The sequence below is a fragment of the Rhodoferax sp. WC2427 genome (assembly GCF_040822085.1).
GTDB lineage: Bacteria > Pseudomonadota > Gammaproteobacteria > Burkholderiales > Burkholderiaceae_C > Rhodoferax_B.
This window is the reverse complement of record NZ_CP162006.1, coordinates 1,153,327-1,176,627: the sequence shown is the minus strand read 5'-3', so window position 1 is coordinate 1,176,627 and position 23,301 is coordinate 1,153,327. Positions and strand designations below refer to the sequence as shown.

Here is a 23,301-nt window from a genome sequence, read left to right as displayed (position 1 = left end):
TGTTTTCCGGGGAGACCGCTTTGACCGTTCCGTACACCCTTGCCGTCCACGGCGGCGCAGGCACTATTGCCCGCGGCCAATCCGATGCTGCGCCCTACCACGCCGGGCTGCGCGCCGCGCTGGCCGCGGGCGAGGTGGTGCTGGCCCAGGGCGGCAGCGCGCTGGACGCGGTGGTGGCGGCGGTGCGGGCGCTGGAGGACGAGCCGCTGTTCAACGCCGGGCGCGGCGCGGTCTACACCTCGGCGGCGCAGCACGAGATGGATGCCGCGGTGATGGACGGGGCCACGCTGTCCGCCGGGGCGGTGGCGGGGGTGCGCACGCTGCGCAATCCGGTGCAACTGGCGCGCGCGGTGATGGATTCGACCTTCGTGCTGCTCAGCGGCGAGGGGGCCGAGCAGTTCGCCCGCGACCACGGCTTCGAGGCCATGCCGCCCGGCTACTTTCACACCGACCACCGGCTGGCGCAGCTGCACCAAGTACAAAACGCCGCCGGTGCGGCCATGCAGATGGACCACGCTGCGCCGCTGGACGAGACCCGCAAGTTCGGCACCGTGGGCGCAGTCGCCCTGGACAGCGCGGGCCATCTGGCCAGTGCCGTGTCCACCGGCGGCATGACCAACAAGCACCCGGGCCGCATCGGCGATTCGCCACTGGTGGGCGCGGGCATCTACGCCAACGACCAGAGCTGCGCGGTCAGCGCCACCGGCTCGGGCGAGTATTTCATCCGCGCCTGCGTGGCCCACGACATCCACGCCCGCATGGCCTACGCCGGGGCCACGCTGGAGGCCGCCAGCCGCGCCGCGCTGGCCGAGGTGGGCCGGCTGGGGGGCGAAGGCGGTGTGATCGCGGTAGACCGCCAGGGCCACATCGCCCTGCCCTACATCAGCGCGGGCATGTACCGGGGCTGGGTGCGGGCGGGGGAAGCGGCGCAGACGCGGATTTTTGAGAATTGAGGTTTTTTTTAGGTGCCAAAAGTGCCTCTTACGCTTATTCCATAGGCGTGGCACGCTCCTGTTTTTTATTCTTTATTTGAGAGCAATTCCGCCTCAAACCGCTCCATTTCTTCCGCCAAGCTACCCCGGCTGCGGAAGTTGCGCCCGGCCTGGTCGTACCAGTATTCGGCGTCTTCCAGGTCGCCTTCCTGGATGTGGACGATGCCGTGCAGCCAGTTCGACAAAGGGGAGTTGTCGGTCTGGACCAGGTTGTGGGCTTCGGTCCAGCGGTTGGCGCGCAGGTGGGCCAGCACCTGGGTGAGTTGCGTGTGCAATGCGGTCATGGGGAATGCCTCCTGCGCCAGCTTACGCCTGCAGCGCGTCCATCAGCTGCTCGAAGCTGCCAAACAGGGCGTTGCCGGGCAGCAGGCGGCTGCCGGATGCGTCGGTCCGCACCAGGGCGGGCACACCGGTGGCACCCAGGCTGTGCATCAACCGCTGGGCGCGTTGCTGGCGGGTGGTGTTGGCCAAGAGCAAGTCGGCGTCGGCCGCCACCAGGCGGTCTGCGGCGGCAGCCAGGCCGGCATCGCGCAGCAGCTTTTCCACGACCTGCACGGCGGTGGTGTCCAGGCCGTCCACGTAGCGGGCTTCCTGCAATAGCTTCAGGGAAAGCAGTTCGCGCGCGGGTGCCGTCAGCGCCACGGCGGTGAGCGCCAGGGTGGCGGTGCTGGAGTCGAAGCGGCTGCCGTGCCGGCCCAGCACCTGGCTGCGGTAGGCCGGGGTGAAGCGCTGGCCGGTGAGCTTGGCGATGCGCGTGTCGTTGGCCCAGGCGTAGTCGGCAAAGGCTGCGTCCATGGTGCGGCCACCGCCTGCGAACAGGCCGGTGGGGGCCAGCTCCAGGGTGAAGTCGCTGTGCATCCCCAGTTGCTGTATGACCGGTGAGGCACCGTAGCACCAGCCGCACAGGGGGTCAAAGAGATAGGTCAGGGTGGTGGGCATGGTGTTATTTCCTTGTTGGGAGGTCAGGGTTGCAGGCTTTTCGCGCCCGCGTTGGCCACTGCGCCGTCGTCGGCGGGCATGGCACCGCTGGCACCAATGGCGCCGATGATCTGGTTGTTGGCCACCAGCAGCACGCCGCCTTCCACCGGGAAGGCACCGGGCACCGCCAGCAGGTTGATTTTGTTGTGGTTCAGTATCTGTTCCTCGATGGCTTTGGTGGGGGCCTTGATGCCATTGGCGGCGCGGGCTTTGCCGATGGCGGCATCCACGGTGCCGATGGGGGCCTGGTTAGCCCGCTCCAGATACACCAGGTTGCCGCCCGAGTCGACTATGGCGATGGTCAATTCCAGGTGCTTGGCGCGCATCTCGGCGGCGGCGGCCTGGGCGACTTTTTGGGCAATCTCCAGGCGGATGGGTGCGCCATAGGGCAGGTTTTGGGCGAAGACGGTGGCGGATGCGAGGGCCAGGGTGGCAAGGCCGATGCGGGTCAGGGTGGGTGGCATGGAGACTCCAATGGGGCTGAATGTGCGAACCAGCCATAGTTTATTGATTCGGAAAAATAGATAAACCTCTAGAATTGCAAATATTTGTTGCATTATTCGGGTAAATAGATGGACCGTTTCACCGCCATGCAGGTCTTCACCGAAGTGGCCGACCGCAGCAGCCTGACCGACGCCGCCACCGCGCTGGACATGTCGCGGGCCATGGTGTCGCGCTACCTGGAAAGCCTGGAAACCTGGCTGGGCGTGCGCCTGCTGCACCGCACCACGCGCCGCGTAAGCCTCACCGACGCGGGCACCGAAGCCCTGGAGCAGTGCCGCCAGGTGCTGGCCCTGACCCGCGATGTACAGGCCCTGGCGGGCCAGCGCAGTGCCGCACCGGCCGGACGTTTGCGCATCACGGCCAGCGTGTCGTTTGCGCAGGCCTGGCTGTCGCGGGTGCTGGCCGACTTTCTGGCCCGGTACCCGCAGACGCAGATCGAGATGATTGCGCTGGACCGGGCGGTGAACCTGGTGGAAGAGCGTATCGATTTGGCGGTGCGCATCACCAACACGCTGGACGATGGGCTGGTGGCGCGCCGCCTGGCCGACTGCCGTTCGGTGCTGTGTGCCGCGCCCAGCTATCTGGCCCGGCACAGCCCACCACAGATGCCAGAAGATTTGCGCGGCCACGCCTGCCTGACCCACGCGCGGGTGGGTCAGACCGAGTACCACCTGCACTACCAGGGCGAAAACGTACGGGTACCGGTGAGCGGGCCATTCCAAAGCAACGAAACCACGGTGCTGCTGCACGCGGCCCTGGGCGGTGCGGGCATCGCCCTGCTGCCCAGCTATCTGGTGAGTGAGGCTGTGCGCGACGGGAGGCTGGTGCACCTGCTGCCCGACTGCGAACCCGAGGTGCTGGGCATCCATGCCAGCTATTTGTCGCGCAAACACCAGCCGCTGCTGCTGCGCACCCTGCTGGATTTCTTGGCGCAAGAATGCGCCGGTGCACCGTGGGACCGCGATTTTCCGGTGTCTCCGGCGCGGCTATCCAAGCGCCGGAAAAAGTGACGCGCCCCCGTCAGCGGCGCGCCCAGCGCTTACTTCTCGGCAAACGCCCGTTCCACCACGAAGTGGCCGGGGGTGGAGGTGTTGCCTTCCTTGAAGCCGCGCTCTTCCAGCATGTGCTTGAGGTCGACCAGCATGCCGGGGCTGCCGCAGAGCATGACGCGGTCGATGGCGGGGTCGAACTCGGGCAGGTCGAGGTCGGTAAACAGCTTGCCGTTGGCCAGCAGCTCGGTGATGCGGCCCATGTTGCGGTAGGTCTCGCGGGTCACCGTGGGGTAGTAGCGCAGTTTGCTGGTGACCATTTCGCCCAGGAATTCGTGCGCGGGCAGGTGCTCGGTCAGCATGTCGTGGTAGGCCAGCTCTTCAACCTGGCGCACGCCGTGGACCACGATCACCTGCTCGAAGCGCTCGTAGGTTTCGGGGTCGCGCACGATGCTCAGGAACGGGGCCAGGCCGGTGCCGGTAGACAGCAGGTACAAATGCTTGCCGGGCAGCAGGTAGTCGGTGACCAGGGTGCCGGTGGGCTTTTTGCCGACGATGATCTTGTCGCCCACCTGGATGTGCTGCAGCTTGGAGGTCAGCGGGCCCTCGGGCACCTTGATGCTGAGGAATTCGAGGTGCTCTTCGTAGTTGGCGCTGGCAATGCTGTAGGCGCGCAGCAGCGGTTTGCCGTCTTCCTTGCGCAGGCCGATCATGGTGAAGTGGCCGTTGCTGAAGCGCAGCGCGGGGTCGCGTGTCGTGGTGAAGGAGAACAGGCGGTCGGTCCAGTGGTGCACGCTCAGCACGGTTTCTTCGTTGAAAGCACTCATGTTTGGTAGCTGGGAAGGTTGGTGAAAATGGGGGCTATTTTCCTACAGCCGCCCACACGGCCTGTCTATCGGCAATTCCACCTTGCGCAGCCCGGGGTAAATCTAAAAGAAATAAGCTTCTACCGCTTATTCCATCAGCGCTGGAAGCTACTAAAACTGTAGCACGGTGATTTTTCAGGGCTCGGGCGGATGGGATGCGCGCGCCAATTGCAGCGTAAAGAAAGCCAGCAAAAACAGCAGAAAAGCCACCCGCGGCACGTCCATCACGCTGCTGACCAGGCCCACCAGCAGCACCCCGCACAGCGACGCCGCCAGGTAAGGTGCCAGCGGCTGGCGGCGGGCGCGGCCCAGCACCAGCTGCCACAGCGCCGTGCCCACCAGCGCGGCCCCCAGCAGCAGGCCCGGCAGGCCACGCTCCACCAGCACTTCCAGGTACAGGTTGTCGATGTGCCAGGGCAGGAAGTAAAAGCGCGCGGCCGGGAACCAGTGCGCCAGGTTCTGCGCAAAGTCGCCGTTGGACAGCAACGGCTGGCGGTCTGTGGTCTGCAGGCCGATGGAACGGAAGTCGGCATGTGCATTGGCGTCCAGCACCATCACCGAGAACATCCCCAGGCGTGGTGCAAACCAGGGCCCGCCCTGGAAGCGCGGCCCCTGCAAAGGCACGCTGATGCGCTGCCAGGGACTGGCGGCGGGGTCGGCCACGGGCTTCAACGCCAGGTAGGCGTTCTGGCAGCGGGCGGGGTACAGCAGGTGGCGTTCGCATAACTGCAGGTACACGCCCGTGGGCGCGTCCACCCGCACCTGCACGCTGGCCCGGTAGCGCGCGCCGGGCACCGGGCGCACGCGCTGGGTGACGGCAAACAGGCCGTCCAGGTCGTCGTCGGCATCGGGGCCGGACACGCGCATCTGCGCGGGCTCGGTGCCCTGCCCGGCTTGCCAGGCCATGTGCCCCGGCCACACGCCTTCGGGGTAGCTGCGGGCGTAGTGCGACGGCAGACGGCCCAGGCCGATGCCGGTGGACCAGTCCAGCGGGTCGCGGAGCAGGTCCAGGCCGCGCTGCCAGTGCGCCATGCGGCTGCCGAAATCGCGCTCGGTGGCGGTCAGGCGGCTGGCCATGAAGCTGCCCCCATTGAGCACGCCCACCACCTCCACCACCAGCGCAATGCTCAGCGCCCAGGCGGCCTTGGCACGCCAGCCGCGGGACCGGCGGCGCTGCCACAGGCTGATCGCCAGCGCCCGCAGGTCCAGGCCCGCCTGCTGCACCCACAGCAACAACCCCAGCAGCACCAGCGGCGCCACCATCGACAGGTAGACACCGCGCGAAAAGGTGGTGAGCCCGGCATAGGTCACCAGCACGGCCAGCAGCGCCCCCCAGGCCCATTGCCAGGGCCGCCGGGCACTGCGCAAGGCCCAGGCCACAAACGGCGTGGCCAGGGCCAGGTAGGCGTCAATGGCCGCGCCGCCCACGTGCATTTCCCAGAACAGCGCGGTGGTGCGGTATTTGCTGGTGAAGTTGAACCAGCCCGGAAAGGCCGCCCGCTCCCACAGCACGGCCCCCACCACCACCACCAGGCCCACCAGCATGCCCGCCGCCAAACGCTTGCAGCTTTGCAGCACCGACTGGCGCAACGCATCGGCCAGCAAAGGGATGCACAAGGTGGCCCAGAGCAGGCTTTTGGCGGCCCGCAGGCTGTTCATGGCATCGCCGTAGCCCTGGAACCAGCCCCAGGTGAGGCCACCCGCGTCGAGCAGGCCGCGGGCCAGCGACAGCAGGCTGGCCACGCCGAACAAGGCCAGGATGGCGGTGGAAAAAGACAGCGGCTGGCGCCAGCGGAACGCGGTGTCCCGTGGTGTGCGTGCCAGCCGGAAGTAGCCCGCCGCCAGCACGGCCAGCAGCAGCAAATCGAACTCTTCAAAAACCAGCCAGCCGGTCCAGGGAGCGAAGTTCAGAAACGGCAGGCAGGCGGGCACGGCGAACAGCCAGATGCCGGGCCACCACAGCGCCACCATCGCGGCCAGATACAGACCCGCCAGGGCCAGCATGGGAGAGAGCGGATGCGCCAGGGCCCAACCGATACCCGCCGCACCGCAGGCCAGCGCCAGCAGCGCCGAAACCCAGCGGCGCGGGTCTGCCACCGGTTTAGACCAGCACTTCCACGCAGGCGGGGTGGCCTAAAAATCCTTGCGGGCTGGCGCTGGCACCGTAGGCGCCCGACTGGAACACCACCACCAGGTCGCCCTCTTGCGCCGTGGGCAGCACCATGCGGTCGCCCAGCAGGTCCAGCGGCGTGCACAGCGGGCCGACCACCGAGGCGGGCTCCACGTCCAGCGCACCCATGCGGTTGCCGATGGCCACGGGGTAGTTCTTGCGGATCACCTGGCCGAAGTTGCCCGAGGCCGACAAATGGTGGTGCAGGCCGCCGTCGACGACCAGAAACACCTGGCCGCGCGAGACCTTGCGGTCCAGCACCCGGGCCACGTACACGCCCGCCTCGCCCACCAGGTAGCGGCCGAGTTCGATGACGAAGGACGCCTGGGGCAGCTCGGTCTTGGCGCGCTCGGCCAGGGCGGCCAGGTTGTCGCCAATCGGTTGCAAATCGATGCGCTGCTCGCCCGGAAAGTACGGAATGCCAAAGCCGCCGCCGAGGTTCAGAAACTTCACCGGCAGCGGTGTGGCCTCGGCCAGGCGCACGGCCAGCGCGTAGGACTTTTGCTGGGCTTCGCAGATCGACTCGGGGCGCAGATTTTGCGACCCGGCGAACAGGTGGAAACCTTCAAACGCCAGCCCGGCGCTGCCAATGGCGGCCATCAGCTCGGGCATTTGCTCCACATCCACGCCGAACTGCTTGGGGCCACCGCCCATCTTCATGCCCGAGCCCTTGAGCTCGAAGTCGGGGTTGACGCGCACCGCCACCCGGGCGGCCAGGCCCAGCTCGTTGGAAATGTCCGCCAGCAAGCCGACTTCGCGCATCGATTCCAGGTTCACCAGCACGCCGGAGGCCACGGCCTGGCGCAGCTCGGAGGCGCGCTTGCCTGGCCCGGCGAAGCTGATCTCTTGCGGATCGGCCCCGGCATCCAACGCCACTTTCAACTCGCCTGCGGAAGCCACGTCGATGCCGTCGACCAGCCCGGCCATCAGCCCGACCACGGCGGGCATGGGGTTGGCCTTCATGGCGTAGTGCAGCTTGACGCTGGTGGGCAAGGCGGCGCGCAAGTCGGCCACCCGCTGGCGCAGCTGGGCGCGGTCGTAGGCGTAAAACGGGGTTTGGCCCACGCGAGCGGCCAGCTGGGTCAGCGGAATGCCGCCGACGACCAGCTCACCCCCCTGCACGGGGAACTGGCTCAAGGGGGCATGGACGGGGATTACACGGTCGGTCATGGGTGTCATTCTTTAGCTTAGGTGGCGCTCGGCCCAGTCGGTGGAGAGCCATTTGCGGTCGATCTTGCCGTTGGGGTTGCGCGGCAGCGGCCCGGCCACCACTTCAATATGGGCCGGCAGCATGTAGGCAGGCATGCGGGTGCGGCAGTCGGCCAGCAGGGCGGCGGTGTCCAGCGCGCCGTCCACGGCATCCACCGGCGCAGTGGCTATCACCTGGATGGCCTGGCCCCAGGCCGGGTGCTCCACGCCAAAGGCCACGCATTCGCCCACCAGCCGGGTGGCGTACAGCACTTCTTCCACCTCGGTGGGGCTGACGCGGTAGCCCGAGGACTTGATCATCTCGTCGCGGCGGCCGATGAAGTACAAAAAGCCTTCGGCATCCATGCGCACGGTGTCGCCGGAGAACACGGCGTATTCGGGCAGTTGCATACCCGGCTGGCGGCCCGGCACGTCGGGGGCCAGCAGCTTGTAGCGTTCGGCGGTTTTTTCGGCATCGTTCCAGTAGCCTAGACCGACCAGCGCGCCGCGGTGCACCAGCTCGCCTGGCTCTTCAGGGGCGCAGGGGCTGCCGTCTTCGCGCAGCACCAGAATCTCGGCGTTGGGAATGGCCTTGCCGATGGAGTCGGGGCGGCGGTCCACTTCGGACGGGGGTAGGTAGGTGGAGCGGAAGGCTTCCGTCAGGCCGTACATCAGGAAGGGCTGGCTCTGCGGCACGCGCTGGCGCAGCAGATCCAGCGTCTCGCGCGGCATGCGACCGCCGGTGTTGGCAAAGTAACGCAGCTTCTCGGCAATGGCGGCAGGCCAGACGGACTGGGTGAGCTGGATGTACAGCGGCGGCACGGCGGTCAGCCCGGTCACGCCTTCGCGCTCCATGGCCTTGAGCACATCGCGCGGCATCAGGTAGTTCAGCAGCACCACGCGCGCACCCACGTGAAATGCGGTGGTGAGCTGGCTGAAGCCTGCGTCGAAGGACAACGGCAATGCGGCCAAAAGGGTGTCGTCGCTCGTATTCTCTAGGTAGCTTGCTACACTTTTTGCACCAGCCACCATATTGCGGTGGGACAGCACCACCCCCTTGGGCTTGCCGGTGCTGCCCGAGGTGTACAAGATGGCGGCCATGTCGGTGTCGATGACCCGGTGCCCGGCGCAGGGCGCGGCGGCCAGCAGGTCACGCCATTGCGATTGGGGCAGCGCGGGAATCGCCTGCGGTGCCGTATCGGTCAACACGATGTGGCGCAGGTCCGGGCACTGGCCCAGCACACCCGCCAGCAAGGCCAGGCGTTCGGGCGAGGTCACGAGCACGCGCACATTGCAGTCTTGCAGGATAAAGGCCACCTGCTCGGGCTTGAGCAGGGGGTTCAATGGCACAAACACGCCACCGGCGGCGGGCGCGCCGAAGCTGGTGATCACTGTTTCAAAGCGCTTTTCCAGGTAGATCGCCACCCGTTCGCCCCGCCCCAGCCCCAAAGCCATCAAACCGGCCGCGCATTGCGCCACTGCCGCGTCCAGTTCGCTGTAGACCATGGACACCGCGCCATAGGTCAGCGCCCGGTTTTGCGGGGCACGCTGGGCGGCACAGGCAATGAGTTCATGCAAAAGTGTGGATTCACGCATAAGGGTCACGCAAGAAAAAAGAGGGGAAAGCGCCAAAAACAGCCGTTAAAAGTATCGCACAGGGGCCTGCAAGCCAAAGCGGGAGGCGCCCATCCTAAAATGCGGCCTTCTCACCAGCCACCACCCGCGCCTCGGATATTCCAGGCCACGGGCCGCCCCTCTTGCAAAGAGGACCCGGCCATCTTGGGGGTGCAATTGCTTACAACATAACAGGGGGTTCTCATGGATGTGACACAAGAGGTCAAGGCGGTTCTGGACGAAGTGCTGAGCTTGAATGGCCGCAGCGCCGCTTTTACCCGCGAAACCCATCTGCTGGGCGCTATTCCCGAGCTGGACTCGATGGCCGTGGTGTCTCTCATCACCCGCCTCGAAGAGCATTTTGGCCTGACGGTGGACGACGACGACATGGACGGCTCGACCTTTGCGACCGTGGGTGCGCTGGTCGATTTCGTCGACGCCAAACTCGCAAGCTAAAGGGCTAGGCATCCGATGGACGCTTTCTTCTTGCCCGTCGGATCTGGCCAACGCTTCGCCATTTTCCACCCAGCCCAGGGCGGCACCACGCATGGACTGGTAGCCTACGTGCACCCGTTCGCCGAAGAAATGAACAAGTCGCGCCGCATGGCCGCCTTGCAAGCCAAGGCCTTGGCGGCCCATGGCTACGCCGTATTGCAACTGGATTTGCTGGGCTGCGGCGACAGCTCTGGCGACTTTGGCGATGCCTCCTGGCAGGATTGGGTGGACGATGTCGTACGGGCCTGCCAGTGGCTGCGCCGCCAGGGTGACGCGCCTGTGTGGCTGTGGGGGTTGCGCGCCGGTTGCCTGCTGGCAGCCCAGGCCGCGGCGCAACTGGAATGGCCCTGCAACTTCCTGTTTTGGGCCCCCACGCCTGCAGGCAAACCCCTGCTGCAACAATTTTTACGTCTCAAAGCCGCAGGCGACCTGGCCAGCGGCAATGCCAAAACGGTGATGGACGGGTTGCGCGCCCAGTTGGCGGCAGGTTCGCCGGTAGACATCGCCGGGTACACCCTCTCTGCCGCATTGGCCTCGGGCATGGAGCAGGCAACGCTGGTAGCGCCCGCCACGGCAGGTCGGCTTGAATGGTTGGACGTGTCCAGCCAGGTCGGTGCCACCCTGTCACCTGCTGCCGCCAAACCGCTGCAAGCCTGGCAAGCCGCCGGATTTTCCGTGCGCAGCCAGGTCGTCATGGGACCGGCGTTTTGGCAAACCAGCGAAATTGAGGAAGCCCCGGCTTTACTGACCGCCACGTTGGTGGCCCTCGAACCACCAACCTTGGTTGGCCCTCAACCATGACCGAACACGCACTGCTATTTGCCTGCGGGCAAGACACCCTGGTGGGCGTTCTCAGCTTGCCCGTGGCCCCTTTGGCCACCGCGGTGGTTATTGTGGTGGGTGGCCCCCAATACCGGGTCGGTAGCCACCGCCAATTTGTACTGCTGGCGCGCGCACTGGCTGCCGCAGGCTACGCGGTGTTGCGCTTTGATTACCAAGGCATGGGCGACAGCGACGGGACATCGGGTGACTTTTTAACCGCCAGCCCCGGTATCCGGGCCGCCATGGACAGTCTGCAAACCCGTGTGCCGCAGCTAGAAAAGATAGTTTTGTGGGGGCTTTGCGATGCGGCATCGGCTGCCCTGCTGTACGTGCAAGAAACAAAAGATCCCCGCGTAGCGGGCCTGTGCCTCCTGAATCCCTGGGTCCGCTCCGAGGCCAGCCTGGCACGCACCCAGGTCAAACACTATTACACCCAGCGCTTGATGCAGAGGGCATTCTGGGTCAAACTTCTCAGCGGCAAAGTGGCGGTGGCCGCACTCCAAGGTTTGGCTCAAAATGTTCGACTTTCGCGGGCTAAAGTTACGCCTGCCAGCGCAGAAAATCAGCCATTTCAGCAACGCATGGCGGCAGCCTGGATGGAGTTTGACGGCCGTATTCTTCTTTTGCTCAGTGACAATGACTACACCGCCAAGGAGTTTCTGGAGTACGCTTCTCAAGATGGAAATTGGCGCGACGTTTTTCGCCATCTGCATCTGGAACGGCACGATTTGCCCCATGCAGACCACACTTTTTCCGATCCTGCTGCACAAATGCAGGTTGAAAGACTGACCCTGCAATGGATACAGGCAGGCCACTCTCATTAACCAGCTATTAAAATGTTTAAATTAATTCCTATTATTTTTATATTTTTCTCTCAATTTGCACTAGCCCAATCTGGCGAGGCTGAATGTGGCCCCCTAAAATCAGGTTATGGCCCTTATGACTACAGGACAAGCAAAGGACCCATTCTGAGTACAGTGGAGGACTTTCACTTTACTTCAAAAGTTGAAATGCTGATACAAGCCGATACCGGCTATATTGGGGCAGATATCGATTACACATTACGTGCCTTTCCAAACCACCACCGTGCATTAATGGCAGCCATGCGATACGGCGAAAAGACAAAATCAGAGAAGCCGCCACACATGCGGTATTCGATATCATGCTACTTTGACCGGGCCTTGAGATTTCGCCCAGATGACGCCATCCCGCGCATGATTTTCTCCATGTATCTTGCAAAAAATGGCAGAACACCCGAGGCGGTACAACAACTGGATATTGCTGCGGAAGGTGCAGAAGGCAAGGAAAATCCTTTCACCCACTTTAATTTAGGTTTAAATTATTTTGATCTCAAGGAATATACCAAGGCCGAAGCACAGGCACACAAGGCATACGACTTGGGTTTCCCCCAGGAAATATTAAAAGAAAAACTCAAAGGTGTTGGCAAATGGACGGAGCCGCCAGTCGAACCAATCAATGCGAGCGCATCTGCCCCCGCACCAACGAACTAAATTCCACGAGAGCATTTTTTGCAAAGCAATTCAGAGGAATTTAATGGTTACTACAGACCATTACCGCGCGGCCCGGTGCTCGATTGGGAAAGTTTTGGGCGCATGGATGTCCCCAATGTGCACAGTGTTGAAAACCTGAAGTACAAGTCCCTGACAACCAGCGGACGAGCAGCTATCCACCAGGCGTTGTTGCAACTCGACCTCCCGGCTTACAGTTCGGTGCTGGTGCCGACCTACCACTGCCCCACCATGGTGGCACCGGTTTTACTGGCGAATCTCAATGTTGCATATTTCGGCTTACTACCCAGCGGGTTGCCCCACCTCGATGCCATCGAGGAATCCACCGCCAAAAAATGCAAGGCGATGCTGGTTCCGCATTATTTCGGATTAGCCAAATCGCTGAAGCAAGTACGTCAATGGTGTGACGAGCGGGGAATTGCCCTCATTGAAGATTGCGCCCATTGCTATTTCGGCCAAGCCGGAGAGCGCGCTGTAGGTGAGTGGGGTGATTATTCGACTGCGAGCCTGTCAAAATTTTTCCCGCTACCGGAAGCAGGTTTACTGGCATCCGCACACAGACCAATAAAGCCGTTGAATCTGGAAAAACCTTCCTTAAAGGCACAGATAAAAGGCTGCGTGGATGTCATGGAACTCGCGTCGCGGTATCACCGCTTTGCAGGGATACGGCCATTTTTAGCATCATTTTTCAAGCTAAAAAATATCCGTGGCCAGCAGTCTGAGGTTTCCGATATCGTCAAAAATCCAGAAGTCGCAGAAATGATGCGAGACTGCGACATGGCCCGAATAGAACAAGCCCCGCTATGGGCTGCTATTGCGCTAAAAACGGTTCTGCCCCGCGGTCGCATCATCCTTCAGCGTCAAATTAATTTCGCAAGCTACGCCGCATATTTCAGCAATGCACCAGGGGCCCGGCCATTATTTCCTATTTGCGCAGATTCTGTAGCCTCGGCAGCGCCTTATGTGTATCCGTTGTGGGTTGACGATCCGGACTCCATATACCAAGCCCTGAGAGCACTGAAGTTGCCAGTATTTCGATGGGATCGCATTTGGCCCAACACGCCCTCGTTGCCTGGTGATATTGGCCCCCAATGGAGCCACCATGTATTGCAGCTTTTATGCCACCAAGATCTCAATACTGCCGATATAAACCATACGGCGCAAGCGGTATTGCGTTTACTCCAAACGCAACAGGCGAGTCGTCATCCGGTTAACAGTTAACGCAATTCCAAAATACGCCATGTCTTCCAAAAAAATCCATTGGCAAAATCTGCCAGCCAGCGCACTTCCGTCAACTCCAGATCTGCTGCCCGAATGGGATCGACTCAATGCAGAGCGCGCCGACTTGCCGTTTATGACGGCTTCAGCGGTTTGCTCCGCACTCCAGATATTCGGCTCTGGACAAGAAAGACTGCTCATTGGGCGGGAAGATGGTGGGGTGGTCGCCATGCTACTGGCGGTGCCCAGCGGTTCATTCCAATGGCGTACCTTCCAGCCATCCCAACTGCCCTTGGGGGTCTGGGTTGCCGCCAAGCACCTCACGACCACGTACCTCGCACGCAGCCTGCTGCGCGGCCCTCTTGGGTTTTGTTTAGGCTTTTCGATGACGCAGGTTGATCCGCTGTTAGCCCCGCGGGACGCTGACGAACCTGATACCAAGCACATGGACTATATCGACACCGGATGGATAGATATCCTGGGAACTTTTGAAGATTATTGGGCGGCGCGCGGTAAAAACTTGCGTCAAAACATGCGCAAACAGCGTAACAAACTCGCAACAGAAGGTACCCATATCCAGATGCGGGTACTCACTGCACCTGAAGATATGGCGGGTGCAATTGCACGATATGGGGTATTGGAAAGTTCTGGCTGGAAAGCATCAGAAGGCACCGCCATACACCCTGATAATCCCCAGGGAATGTTTTATATACAGCTACTACAAAATGCAGCAAAGCATGGGGAAGCTGTAGTATATGAATATTTCTTTAATGAGAAAACAGTGGCGCTTAATTTATGCGTGCAACGCGCAGGAACTCTTGTCGTTCTAAAAACAACCTACGATGAAACCATTAAAAACTATTCTCCTGCATTCCTGCTCAGTCAAGATGAAGTGGAACAGGTTTTTGGTCAAGGCAATATAAAACGACTCGAATATTATGGTCGCATGATGGAGTGGCACACCCGCTGGACCGAAAGCAAGCGTGCGCTTTACCATCTGACATGCTATCGCTGGGCTTGGCTCAAAAAATTGGCTGAACGTCGGCATAAAAGAACTGAAGAACCCTCAGCATCATCCCTAACGGGTGAATCTGGTGTTGCCCCCGTTACACCTTCTATGTCGGAATCTCACCCATGATTACGGTCATCATTCCTTACTATCAAAACAGACCAGGAATACTTACCAAAGCCCTGAAAAGTATTGCTGCGCAAAAATCCGTACCAATGCCAGTACACGTGTTGGTTATCGATGATGCCTCGCCGGTGTCTGCCGAGTCGGAACTGAAAAGTATTGGCGCCCTAGACAGTCGCGTCGAAATCGTGTCGCAACCCAACGGGGGACCTGGGGCAGCCCGAAATACCGGTCTCGACCATGCCCCAGCCGAGACGCGTTACATCGCATTTCTTGACTCTGACGATGAGTGGTCCAACGACCATCTTTCACGCGCCGTCCAAGCTTTGGACGCGGGGTACGAGTTTTATTTCACCGACCACTACCAACTTAACTCCACGGTAGGGGCATTTGCACGGGCTGGCCGCATCCAACCTAGCCTCCACCCGGAAATACCTGGCACCCAGCCAGGTTTACATGCCTACCAAGGCGATTTATTGGACCAAATCATACGTGGCAATGTGATCGGCACATCCACGGTGGTTTACGATTTTTTACGATTCCCGAAAAATCGCTTTAAAGTTGAATTCACCAATGCAGGAGAAGACTATTTATTCTGGATGGATATAGCGCACAGCGGTGCCAAAGTAGCTTTTTCCAGCCAATGTGAAGCCCATTATGGCTCGGGGGTAAATGTCTATGCAGGAACGGGCTGGGGGAGCGAAAAGCATTTGCTTCGGGTTCATAATGAAATCAAATATAAAAAATTGACTTGCAAATTATTCCCAGTTACCGAACCACAGCGCGCGCACATTAAAAATAACCTGGACACATTGCGTACTTCTTTCGCGCAAGACTTGCTTCATCGGATCATGCACCGAAAGAAATTACCCCTTGGCCTTCTAAAAGACCACTTTCAACTGGATCCGCTAAGTTTTTCGTATTTACCCAAAGCATTGGGAAATGCCATTTTTAAGAGAAAATAAAAATATTCTCCAATGAAAAAGGCCGACTGCTGGATGCCAGCAATCGGCCTTAAAGTTGTAATGGTGGAGCTGGGGGGATTTGAACCCCCGTCCGCAAGCCTTCTTCGAACAGTTCTACATGTGTAGCCGTCTGGTTTAAGTCTCGCCTTTTGCATCGCGCAGTGGCACGCTATGCAAAACGCCAGTAACCTATTTTCTCGGAACCCACTAAGTTACCCAGTGCGTGCCCAGCCAAATGAAGTTACCCCGCAGCCTGGACGGCAGCACCTTGCGGCACCACCACCCTTGCCCAGCCTATTGGCTTGCTGTTGCGAGGCTCACGCGCAATTAAGCTGCGAGTGCGAAACGTTCGTCGTTTGCAGTTAGGTTTTTTCTGCTGTTTTACGAGGTGACAGAACCTCGACATGCCCTGCTGCGCGTCCGAACCCACGTCGAAACCAGTGCAGCCCCAGGTGCCTATTTTAACCGGCTTATGGCAACCATTGCAGCAACTCCATTGGCGACTGGATGCTTGCATGGGCGCCCCACTGGGTGATGTCCGCATCGCGCCCCAAGTAGCCATAACCTGCCACAACCGTCGCCATACCTGCGGCCAGGCCTGCAATGACATCCCGCTCATCGTCACCGACGTACATGCAGTGCTCCGGAGCCAGGCCCAGGCGCCTGGCGGCCTCGAACAATGGCGCAGGATGGGGTTTGGCGTGGGGCGTGGTATCGCCGCCGACAATTGCGCCTGCCGTTGCAAACAAAGGCATGGCCTGGGTCAGCGGCAAGGCGAAACGCTCTGACTTGTTCGTTACTACGCCCCAAGGCATCTGACGTGCTACCAGTTGGGCCAGTAATTCAGGCACTCCGTCAAACGCATAGGTCTCCTGGGTCAGGCGGCGCTCGTAGTTCAGAAAGAATTCTTCTTTCATAGCGGCGAAATCCGGGTGGTCGGGCTGCATGCCAAAAGCCACGCCGAGCATGCCCCTGGCACCCGCTCCGACCATCGGCCGGTAAAGGCTTGGCGGAAATGGCGGCAAGGCACGGTCGGTACGCATTTTGTCGGCTGCACCAGCAAGATCTGGCGCACTGTCCACCAAAGTACCGTCCAGATCAAACAGGACGGCGCGGATGCCTCGAAATGCCGCATTCAGGTGTGCGGTCACAACTTTTGCGTCGCGAACATGTAGTTCACGCTGGTGTCGTCACTGAGCCAGTAGCGTTGGGTCAGGGGATTGAATTCCAGGCCACGGGTACGCTGCAGTGTCAAGCCTGCAACGCGGCAGTGCCCAGCCAACTCACTGGGGCGGATCATCTTGGCATATTCATGCGTACCGCGGGGCAACATATTGAGGAGGTATTCCGCCCCCACAATGGCCATCAGGAAAGCCTTGGTACTGCGGTGGATGGTCGAGAAAAAGACCCACCCACCAGGCTTGACGAGCGTGGCACAAGCTTTGACCACCGATGCGGGGTCGGGAACGTGCTCCAGCATTTCCATGCAGGTCACCACATCAAAGCTCCCGGGCTGTTCTGCCGCGAGTTCTTCGGCGCTCACCTCGCGGTATTGGAGATGCGGGGTCTGGGCTTCCAGGGCGTGGAGTTGTGCAACTTTGAGCGCCTTGGTGGACAGATCGATGCCCAGCACTTCGGCACCGCGTCGGGCCATGGAGTCCGCCAGGATACCGCCACCGCAGCCGATGTCCAGCACCCGCTGGTCCTGCAACGGCGCGATGCCGTCGATCCAGTTCAATCGCAAGGGGTTGATTTGGTGCAACGGACGAAACTCGCTGTCCAGATCCCACCAACGGTGTGCGAGATCAGAGAATTTCGCCAATTCGGCGGGGTCGGCATTCAAGCTTGGATTCATTCGCAGATTTTCGCAGATTGTGCCAACCGCTCGGACCGCAAGGGTGGGAGATCTCACATAAAAAAAGCCCCGTGGGCTCGGGCGCACGGGGCTTTTTGGGGATGCCAGACGAATCTGGCGTCCAGCGCAAGAATTACTTGTTACGCGTACCAACCACTTCGATTTCAACGCGGCGGTTCTTGGCGCGGCCTTCGGCGGTCTTGTTGTCAGCAACAGGTTGCTTCTCGCCCTTGCCTTCGGTGTAGACGCGGTTCTTTTCGATGCCGCTAGACACCAGGTAAGCCTTCACAGCTTCAGAACGGCGAACCGACAGCTTCTGGTTGTAAGCATCGCTGCCCACGGAGTCGGTGTGACCCACGGCAATGATGACTTCCAGGTTGATGCCCTTGACTTTGCTGACCAGGTCATCCAGCTTGGCTTTGCCTTCTGGCTTCAGCACAGACTTGTTGAAGTCAAAGAATGCATCAGCTGCGTAGGTCACCTTTTCGGCGACCATAGGAGCGGCCACAACAGCGGGTGCTGGCGCTACGGCTGCAGGTGCTGGAGCAGCAGGTGCTGCAACAGGAGCAGGAGCGGGAGCAGGAGGAACAATAGCGCCATCGCAACCTGGAGCTGCAGTCGCAGGGGTCCAGAAGTTGTCGCGCCAGCACAGTTCGTTGGTGCCGTTTTTCCAGACCAACTCGTTGGTGCCGTTCTTCCAGTTGTCAACGGTTTGAGCGCCCGCGGCGGTTACAAGCGCTGCGGAGGCAAACAACATTGCCACTTTATTCAATTTCTTCATGGTTCTCCTCTTGGGGAAAAAGCCGCAGCAGCGCTGCGAAACGGGACGTTTACAGTGACCATCACTGCATACGTTCATTGAATTGTGCCACAGGGCTAAGGGGAAACGAGTAGGACAGCAGGCATGCACGACGGTATACGCTGGCATTAAGGAACATGTGTTGCTGTGTGGCTACAGTCACTTGGCCCTAAAATAGTTGACCTCCGCTGTATGACGTTTGCCTCTCTATGACCCAGTTCGCCAAAGAAACCTTGCCCATCAGTCTTGAAGAGGAAATGCGCCGGAGCTATTTAGATTACGCGATGAGCGTGATTGTGGGCCGCGCCCTGCCTGATGCGCGTGACGGTCTCAAGCCGGTGCACCGGCGCGTACTGTTCGCCATGCACGAACTCAACAACGACTGGAACCGCGCTTACAAGAAGTCGGCCCGTATCGTGGGCGACGTGATTGGTAAGTACCACCCCCACGGCGACAGCGCAGTCTATGAAACCATCGTTCGCATGGCGCAGGACTTCTCTTTGCGGCACATGCTGGTCGATGGCCAGGGCAACTTCGGCTCGGTCGATGGCGACAACGCCGCCGCCATGCGTTACACCGAAATCCGCATGTCCAAGATCGCCCACGAGTTACTGGCCGACCTGGACAAAGAAACGGTCGATTTCGGTCCCAACTACGATGGCAGCGAGCAAGAGCCGCTGGTCATGCCCGCCCGCTTCCCTAATCTGTTGGTCAACGGCTCGTCCGGCATTGCCGTGGGCATGGCCACCAACATCCCGCCGCACAACCTGAACGAAGTGGTCGACGGCTGCCTGCACCTGCTGCGGAACCCACAGGCCACGGTGGACGAGCTGATGGAGATCATCCCCGCGCCCGACTTTCCCACGGCCGGCATCATCTACGGCATCAATGGCGTGAAGGACGGCTACCGCACCGGCCGTGGCCGCGTGGTGATGCGCGCCAAGGTGCACTTTGAAGATATCGACAAGGGCCAGCGCCAGGCCATCATCGTGGACGAACTGCCCTACCAGTGCAACAAGAAGACCCTGCAGGAACGCATGGCCGAGCTGGTGCACGAGAAGAAGATCGAAGGCATCAGCCACATCCAGGACGAGTCCGACAAATCCGGCATGCGCCTGGTGATCGAACTCAAGCGCGGCGAAGTGCCCGAAGTGGTGCTGAATAATCTGTACAAGCAGACCCAGCTGCAAGACACCTTCGGCATGAACATGGTGGCGCTGGTCAACGGCCAGCCCAAGCTGTGCAACCTGAAGGACCTGATCGAGGTCTTCCTGGAGCACCGCCGCGAAGTCGTCACCCGCCGCACCATCTACAACCTGCGCAAGGCCCGCGAGCGCGGCCATGTGCTCGAAGGCCTGGCGGTGGCGCTGGCGAACATTGACGACTTCATCGCCATCATCCGCAACGCGCCCACGCCGCCGGTGGCCAAGGTCGAACTGATGGCCCGCCCCTGGGACAGCAAGCTGGTGCGCGAGATGCTCACCCGCACCCGTGCCGATGGCGGCATGGTGAATGTGGACGACTACCGCCCCGATGGCCTGGAAAAAGAACTAGGTATGGGCAGCGACGGCCTGTACCGCCTGTCCGAAGTGCAGGCGCAAGAGATTTTGCAGATGCGTCTGCAGCGCCTGACCGGCCTCGAGCAAGACAAGATCGTCGCCGAATACAAAGAGGTGATGTCCGAGATCGAAGACTTCCTCGACATCCTGGCCAAGCCCGAACGCGTCTCCGCCATCATTGGCGAAGAACTCACTGCCATCAAGCTTGAATTCGGCCAAACCAAGCTGGGCGCACGCCGCAGCCTGGTGGAATACAGCTCGTTTGACCTCAGCACCGAAGACCTGATCACCCCCACCGACATGGTGGTCACGCTCTCGCACAGCGGCTACATCAAGAGCCAGCCCTTGAGCGAATACCGGGCCCAAAAGCGCGGCGGGCGCGGCAAGCAGGCCACGGCCACCAAAGAAGACGACTGGGTCGACCAGCTCTTCATCGCCAACACGCACGACTACATCCTGTGCTTCTCCAACCGTGGCCGCCTGTACTGGCTCAAGGTCTGGGAAGTACCGCAGGGTTCGCGCGGCTCGCGCGGCCGCCCCATCGTCAACATGTTCCCGCTGCAGGAAGGCGAGAAGATCAACGTGGTGCTGGCCCTGACCGGTGAGAAGCGCAGCTTCCCCGCCGACCAGTACGTGTTCATGGCCACCAGCATGGGCACGGTCAAGAAGACCCCGCTCACCGACTTCAGCAACCCGCGCAAGGCCGGCATCATCGCCGTGGACCTGGACCCGGGCGACTTTCTGATCGGCGCGGCCCTGACCGACGGCAAGCACGACGTGATGCTGTTCAGCGACGGCGGCAAGGCCGTGCGCTTTGACGAAAACGACGTGCGCCCCATGGGCCGCAATGCCCGCGGCGTGCGCGGCATGATGCTCGAAGATGGCCAGGGCGTGATCGCCATGCTGGTCGCCGAAGACGAACTGCAAAGCGTGCTCACCGCCACCCTCAACGGCTATGGCAAACGCACCAGCATCACCGAATACACCCGCCACGGCCGTGGCACCAAGGGCATGATCGCCATCCAGCAAAGCGAGCGCAACGGCCGCGTGGTGGCCGCCACCCTGGTGCATGCCGACGACGAAATCATGCTGATCACCGACAAGGGCGTACTGGTACGCACCCGCGTCAGCGAAATCCGCGAACTCGGCCGCGCCACCCAGGGCGTGACCCTGATCGGCCTGGACGAAGGCTCCAAGCTCAGCGGCCTGCAGCGGATCGTGGAAAACGATGCCATCGTGGCAGCCGCCGAAGCAGATGCGGCGGATGATGCAGGCGACGATGCGGGCAGCGACGACGCAGCCCCCGACACCCCCGCAGCGTAACCACGCCAAAACTATAAATTTAGTAGCACCTCACGCTGATGGAATAAGCGAGAAGTGCCTAAAAACCTTAAGGCATTGCATGACACGCCCCTACAACTTTTCCGCCGGCCCGGCCGCCATTCCTGAACCCGTGCTGACCCAGGCTGCGGCCGAAATGCTGGACTGGCACGGCAGCGGCATGGGCGTGATGGAAATGAGCCACCGGGGCAAAGAGTTTTTGTCGATCTACGCACAGACCAAGGCCGACTTCCGCGCCCTGATGGCCGTGCCGCCCGAGTTCAAGATTCTGTTCATGCAAGGCGGTGGCCTGGGCGAAAACGCCATCGTGCCGCTGAATCTGTCGCAGGGTGGCAAGGTCGATTGCGTGGTCACCGGCAGCTGGAGCAACAAGTCGCAAAAAGAGGCGCGCAAGTACGCCCAGGTGCACATTGCCGCCAGCACCGAAGACACCGGCTACACCCGCCTGCCCGACCCAGCCACCTGGGACCTGAGCGTCGATTCCCGCTACGTGCACATCTGCGGCAATGAAACCATTGACGGCGTCGAATTCCAGACCCTCCCCGACCTGCAGGCCCTGGGCTCCAAAGCCCCGCTGGTGGTCGATTTCTCGTCCCACGTCGCCTCGCGCAGCATGGACTGGAGCAAGGTCGGCCTGGCGTTTGGCGGCGCGCAAAAGAACCTCGGCCCCGCCGGCCTGACGGTGGTGGTGGTACGCGAAGACCTGCTCGGCCACGCGCTGGACATCTGCCCCAGCGCCTTCAACTACGAGACGGTGGCAGACAACCAGTCGATGTACAACACGCCGCCCACCTACGCCATCTACATCGCCGGGCTGACCTTTCAGTGGCTCAAGCACCAGACCGAAGGTGATCTGCACGGCATTGCCGCCATGGAACACCGCAACATCGCCAAGGCCGCGCTGCTGTACCAGGCCATCGACCAGTCGCAGCTCTACTACAACAAGGTGGATGCGAATTGCCGCTCGCGCATGAACGTGCCCTTTTTCCTGCGCGACGAGAACCGCAACGATGCCTTCCTGGAAGGTGCCAAGGCACGCGGCTTGCTTCAGCTTAAGGGCCACAAGTCGGTCGGCGGCATGCGGGCCAGCATTTACAACGCCATGCCCCTGGCAGGCGTGCAGGCGCTGGTGGACTACATGCACGCATTTGAAAAGAGCCAGGCCTAATCCATGACAGCCACGACACCGCTGAACCCCGCCACCACGCTCGCCGACCTGCGGGTCAAGATCGACCAGATCGACCAGGACCTGCTGACCCTGCTGAACCGCCGCGCCCACGTGGCCGAGCAGGTGGGCGACATCAAGCGCCGCGAAGGCTCGCCCTTCTTCCGGCCCGACCGCGTGGCCCAGGTCATCGAAAAGATCCAGCAGTCCAACCCCGGCCCCCTGAAAAACCAGCATGTGGCTGCCGTGTGGCGCGAAATCATGTCGGCCTGCCTGGCCCTGGAAGCACCCCAGCGCGTGGCCGTGCTCGGCCCGGAAGGCACTTTCACCGAACAAGCCGCCATCGAGTTCTTCGGCAGCGCCGCCGAGCTGCTGTACTGCGCCAATTTCGACGAAGTCTTCCACACCACCGCCGCGGGCACGGTGCAGTACGGCGTGGTGGCCATCGAGAACTCTACCGAAGGCGTGGTGGCCCGTTCGCTGGACCTGTTTTTGCACTCCCCCGTGCACGTGGTGGGCGAAGTCAGCCTGCTGGTGCGGCACAACCTGCTGCGCCAAATCAATTCGCGCGACAACATCGAAGTGGTCATGGCCCACCCCCAGGCGTTGGCCCAGTGCCAGGCCTGGCTGACCCAGCACCTGCCGCACGCCGAGCGCCGCGCCGTCTCCAGCAATGCCGAAGGCGCGCGCCTGGCCGCCACCAACCCCGCCTGGGCCGCCCTGGCCAGCGAACGTGCGGCCTCGCAGTTTGGCCTGCACATCGTGGCCCATGCGGTACAAGACGATGCCTACAACCGTACCCGCTTTGCCGTCATCTGCCTACCGCAAACCCTGGCCACGCCGCCTGCCTCGGGGAAGGACTGCACCAGCCTGGTGGTATCGGTGCCCAACAAACCGGGCGCCATGCACGATTTGCTGGTGCCGCTGAAGACCAACGGCGTGTCCATGACCCGCTTCGAATCCCGCCCCGCCCGCACCGGCCAGTGGGACTACTACTTCTACATCGATCTCGACGGCCACCCCTCGCAGCCGCACGTGGCCAAGGCACTGCAAGAGCTGCGTGCGCTGTGCGCCTTCTTCAAGGTACTGGGCACCTACCCGGTCGGTTCCTGAAAGTACC

The 23,301-nt window shown here is 61.4% G+C and carries 22 protein-coding genes and 1 other RNA gene; 12 read left to right on the top strand and 11 right to left on the bottom strand.

Annotated elements, in window-relative coordinates; all coding sequences use genetic code 11:
• The first annotated feature begins 20 nt into the window (after positions 1-20).
• Positions 21-953 carry an isoaspartyl peptidase/L-asparaginase family protein gene (locus tag AB3G31_RS05665; protein ID WP_367849221.1) on the top strand — a complete coding sequence of 311 codons (933 nt, stop codon included), beginning with the start codon at positions 21-23 and terminating at the stop codon, positions 951-953.
• 65 nt (positions 954-1,018) lie between these two features.
• Here AB3G31_RS05665 and AB3G31_RS05660 read toward each other — a convergent pair whose 3' ends face one another.
• From AB3G31_RS05660 to AB3G31_RS05650, 3 genes are read right to left on the bottom strand one after another with little or no spacing between them, the layout of a single operon-like run.
• Positions 1,019-1,276, bottom strand: a complete 258-nt coding sequence (locus AB3G31_RS05660) for a hypothetical protein (protein WP_367849220.1) — start codon at positions 1,274-1,276, stop codon at positions 1,019-1,021.
• 22 nt (positions 1,277-1,298) lie between these two features.
• Complete coding sequence (locus AB3G31_RS05655; protein WP_367849219.1) at positions 1,299-1,931, bottom strand: DsbA family protein; 633 nt, start codon at positions 1,929-1,931, stop codon at positions 1,299-1,301.
• Positions 1,932-1,954: 23 nt separating this feature from the next.
• Positions 1,955-2,434, bottom strand: a complete 480-nt coding sequence (locus tag AB3G31_RS05650) for a heme-binding protein (RefSeq protein ID WP_367849218.1) — start codon at positions 2,432-2,434, stop codon at positions 1,955-1,957.
• Positions 2,435-2,542: 108 nt separating this feature from the next.
• Here AB3G31_RS05650 and AB3G31_RS05645 point away from each other — a divergent pair, with 108 nt between their 5' ends.
• Positions 2,543-3,484: a LysR family transcriptional regulator gene (locus AB3G31_RS05645; RefSeq protein ID WP_367849217.1), complete on the top strand. Its 942-nt coding sequence runs from the start codon at positions 2,543-2,545 to the stop codon at positions 3,482-3,484.
• 29 nt (positions 3,485-3,513) lie between these two features.
• Here the strand turns inward: AB3G31_RS05645 and AB3G31_RS05640 are convergent, their stop codons facing one another.
• The 4 genes from AB3G31_RS05640 to AB3G31_RS05625 all read right to left on the bottom strand — a co-directional run bounded on the left by AB3G31_RS05640 (position 3,514) and on the right by AB3G31_RS05625 (position 9,283).
• Positions 3,514-4,290 carry a ferredoxin--NADP reductase gene (locus tag AB3G31_RS05640; RefSeq protein ID WP_367849216.1) on the bottom strand — a complete coding sequence of 259 codons (777 nt, stop codon included), beginning with the start codon at positions 4,288-4,290 and terminating at the stop codon, positions 3,514-3,516.
• A 174-nt stretch (positions 4,291-4,464) separates the two neighbouring features.
• Positions 4,465-6,426, bottom strand: coding sequence for a hypothetical protein (locus AB3G31_RS05635; protein WP_367849215.1), 1,962 nt, complete (start codon positions 6,424-6,426; stop codon positions 4,465-4,467).
• A 4-nt stretch (positions 6,427-6,430) separates the two neighbouring features.
• Positions 6,431-7,669, bottom strand: a complete 1,239-nt coding sequence (locus AB3G31_RS05630) for a pyridoxal-dependent decarboxylase, exosortase A system-associated (protein ID WP_367849214.1) — start codon at positions 7,667-7,669, stop codon at positions 6,431-6,433.
• Between the two features lie 12 nt (positions 7,670-7,681).
• Positions 7,682-9,283, bottom strand: coding sequence for an acyl-CoA ligase (AMP-forming), exosortase A system-associated (locus AB3G31_RS05625; protein ID WP_367849213.1), 1,602 nt, complete (start codon positions 9,281-9,283; stop codon positions 7,682-7,684).
• A gap of 222 nt (positions 9,284-9,505) precedes the next feature.
• Between AB3G31_RS05625 and AB3G31_RS05620 the strand changes: the two genes are divergently transcribed.
• From AB3G31_RS05620 to AB3G31_RS05590, 7 genes are read left to right on the top strand one after another with little or no spacing between them, the layout of a single operon-like run.
• On the top strand, positions 9,506-9,757 hold the full coding sequence (locus tag AB3G31_RS05620; protein WP_367849212.1) for an acyl carrier protein: 252 nt from the start codon (positions 9,506-9,508) through the stop codon (positions 9,755-9,757).
• 15 nt (positions 9,758-9,772) lie between these two features.
• Positions 9,773-10,597: a hydrolase 2, exosortase A system-associated gene (locus AB3G31_RS05615; RefSeq protein ID WP_367849211.1), complete on the top strand. Its 825-nt coding sequence runs from the start codon at positions 9,773-9,775 to the stop codon at positions 10,595-10,597.
• Complete coding sequence (locus tag AB3G31_RS05610) at positions 10,594-11,442, top strand: hydrolase 1, exosortase A system-associated (RefSeq protein ID WP_367849210.1); 849 nt, start codon at positions 10,594-10,596, stop codon at positions 11,440-11,442. Before AB3G31_RS05615 ends, AB3G31_RS05610 begins: the two co-directional genes overlap by 4 nt.
• A gap of 12 nt (positions 11,443-11,454) precedes the next feature.
• Positions 11,455-12,129, top strand: coding sequence for an ABC transporter permease (locus tag AB3G31_RS05605; RefSeq protein ID WP_367849209.1), 675 nt, complete (start codon positions 11,455-11,457; stop codon positions 12,127-12,129).
• 18 nt (positions 12,130-12,147) lie between these two features.
• On the top strand, positions 12,148-13,368 hold the full coding sequence (locus AB3G31_RS05600) for a DegT/DnrJ/EryC1/StrS family aminotransferase (RefSeq protein ID WP_367849208.1): 1,221 nt from the start codon (positions 12,148-12,150) through the stop codon (positions 13,366-13,368).
• Between the two features lie 19 nt (positions 13,369-13,387).
• Positions 13,388-14,503 carry a GNAT family N-acetyltransferase gene (locus AB3G31_RS05595; RefSeq protein WP_367849207.1) on the top strand — a complete coding sequence of 372 codons (1,116 nt, stop codon included), beginning with the start codon at positions 13,388-13,390 and terminating at the stop codon, positions 14,501-14,503.
• Entirely contained in the window at positions 14,500-15,462 is a 963-nt protein-coding gene (locus AB3G31_RS05590; RefSeq protein WP_367849206.1) for a glycosyltransferase family 2 protein, read from the top strand. The genes AB3G31_RS05595 and AB3G31_RS05590 overlap by 4 nt, the downstream gene beginning before the upstream one ends.
• A 61-nt stretch (positions 15,463-15,523) precedes the next feature.
• Here AB3G31_RS05590 and ssrA read toward each other — a convergent pair.
• The 4 genes from ssrA to ompA form a co-directional block, all read right to left on the bottom strand.
• Positions 15,524-15,912, bottom strand: a transfer-messenger RNA (tmRNA) gene (gene ssrA, locus AB3G31_RS05585).
• A gap of 20 nt (positions 15,913-15,932) precedes the next feature.
• Positions 15,933-16,613: an HAD-IA family hydrolase gene (locus AB3G31_RS05580; protein WP_367849205.1), complete on the bottom strand. Its 681-nt coding sequence runs from the start codon at positions 16,611-16,613 to the stop codon at positions 15,933-15,935.
• Entirely contained in the window at positions 16,610-17,317 is a 708-nt protein-coding gene (gene ubiG, locus AB3G31_RS05575; RefSeq protein ID WP_367849204.1) for a bifunctional 2-polyprenyl-6-hydroxyphenol methylase/3-demethylubiquinol 3-O-methyltransferase UbiG, read from the bottom strand. Before ubiG ends, AB3G31_RS05580 begins: the two co-directional genes overlap by 4 nt.
• Positions 17,318-17,450: 133 nt before the next feature.
• Positions 17,451-18,098, bottom strand: coding sequence for an outer membrane protein OmpA (ompA, locus tag AB3G31_RS05570; protein WP_367849203.1), 648 nt, complete (start codon positions 18,096-18,098; stop codon positions 17,451-17,453).
• A 227-nt stretch (positions 18,099-18,325) separates the two neighbouring features.
• Here ompA and gyrA point away from each other — a divergent pair, with 227 nt between their 5' ends.
• The 3 genes from gyrA (at position 18,326) to pheA (ending at position 23,294) form a co-directional block, all read left to right on the top strand.
• On the top strand, positions 18,326-20,998 hold the full coding sequence (gene gyrA, locus AB3G31_RS05565; protein ID WP_367849202.1) for a DNA gyrase subunit A: 2,673 nt from the start codon (positions 18,326-18,328) through the stop codon (positions 20,996-20,998).
• 79 nt (positions 20,999-21,077) lie between these two features.
• Positions 21,078-22,184, top strand: coding sequence for a 3-phosphoserine/phosphohydroxythreonine transaminase (gene serC / locus AB3G31_RS05560; protein ID WP_367849201.1), 1,107 nt, complete (start codon positions 21,078-21,080; stop codon positions 22,182-22,184).
• 3 nt (positions 22,185-22,187) lie between these two features.
• Positions 22,188-23,294 (top strand): prephenate dehydratase, encoded by a 1,107-nt coding sequence (pheA, locus tag AB3G31_RS05555; RefSeq protein WP_367849200.1) that lies wholly within the window; start codon positions 22,188-22,190, stop codon positions 23,292-23,294.
• Positions 23,295-23,301: the final 7 nt, after the last annotated feature.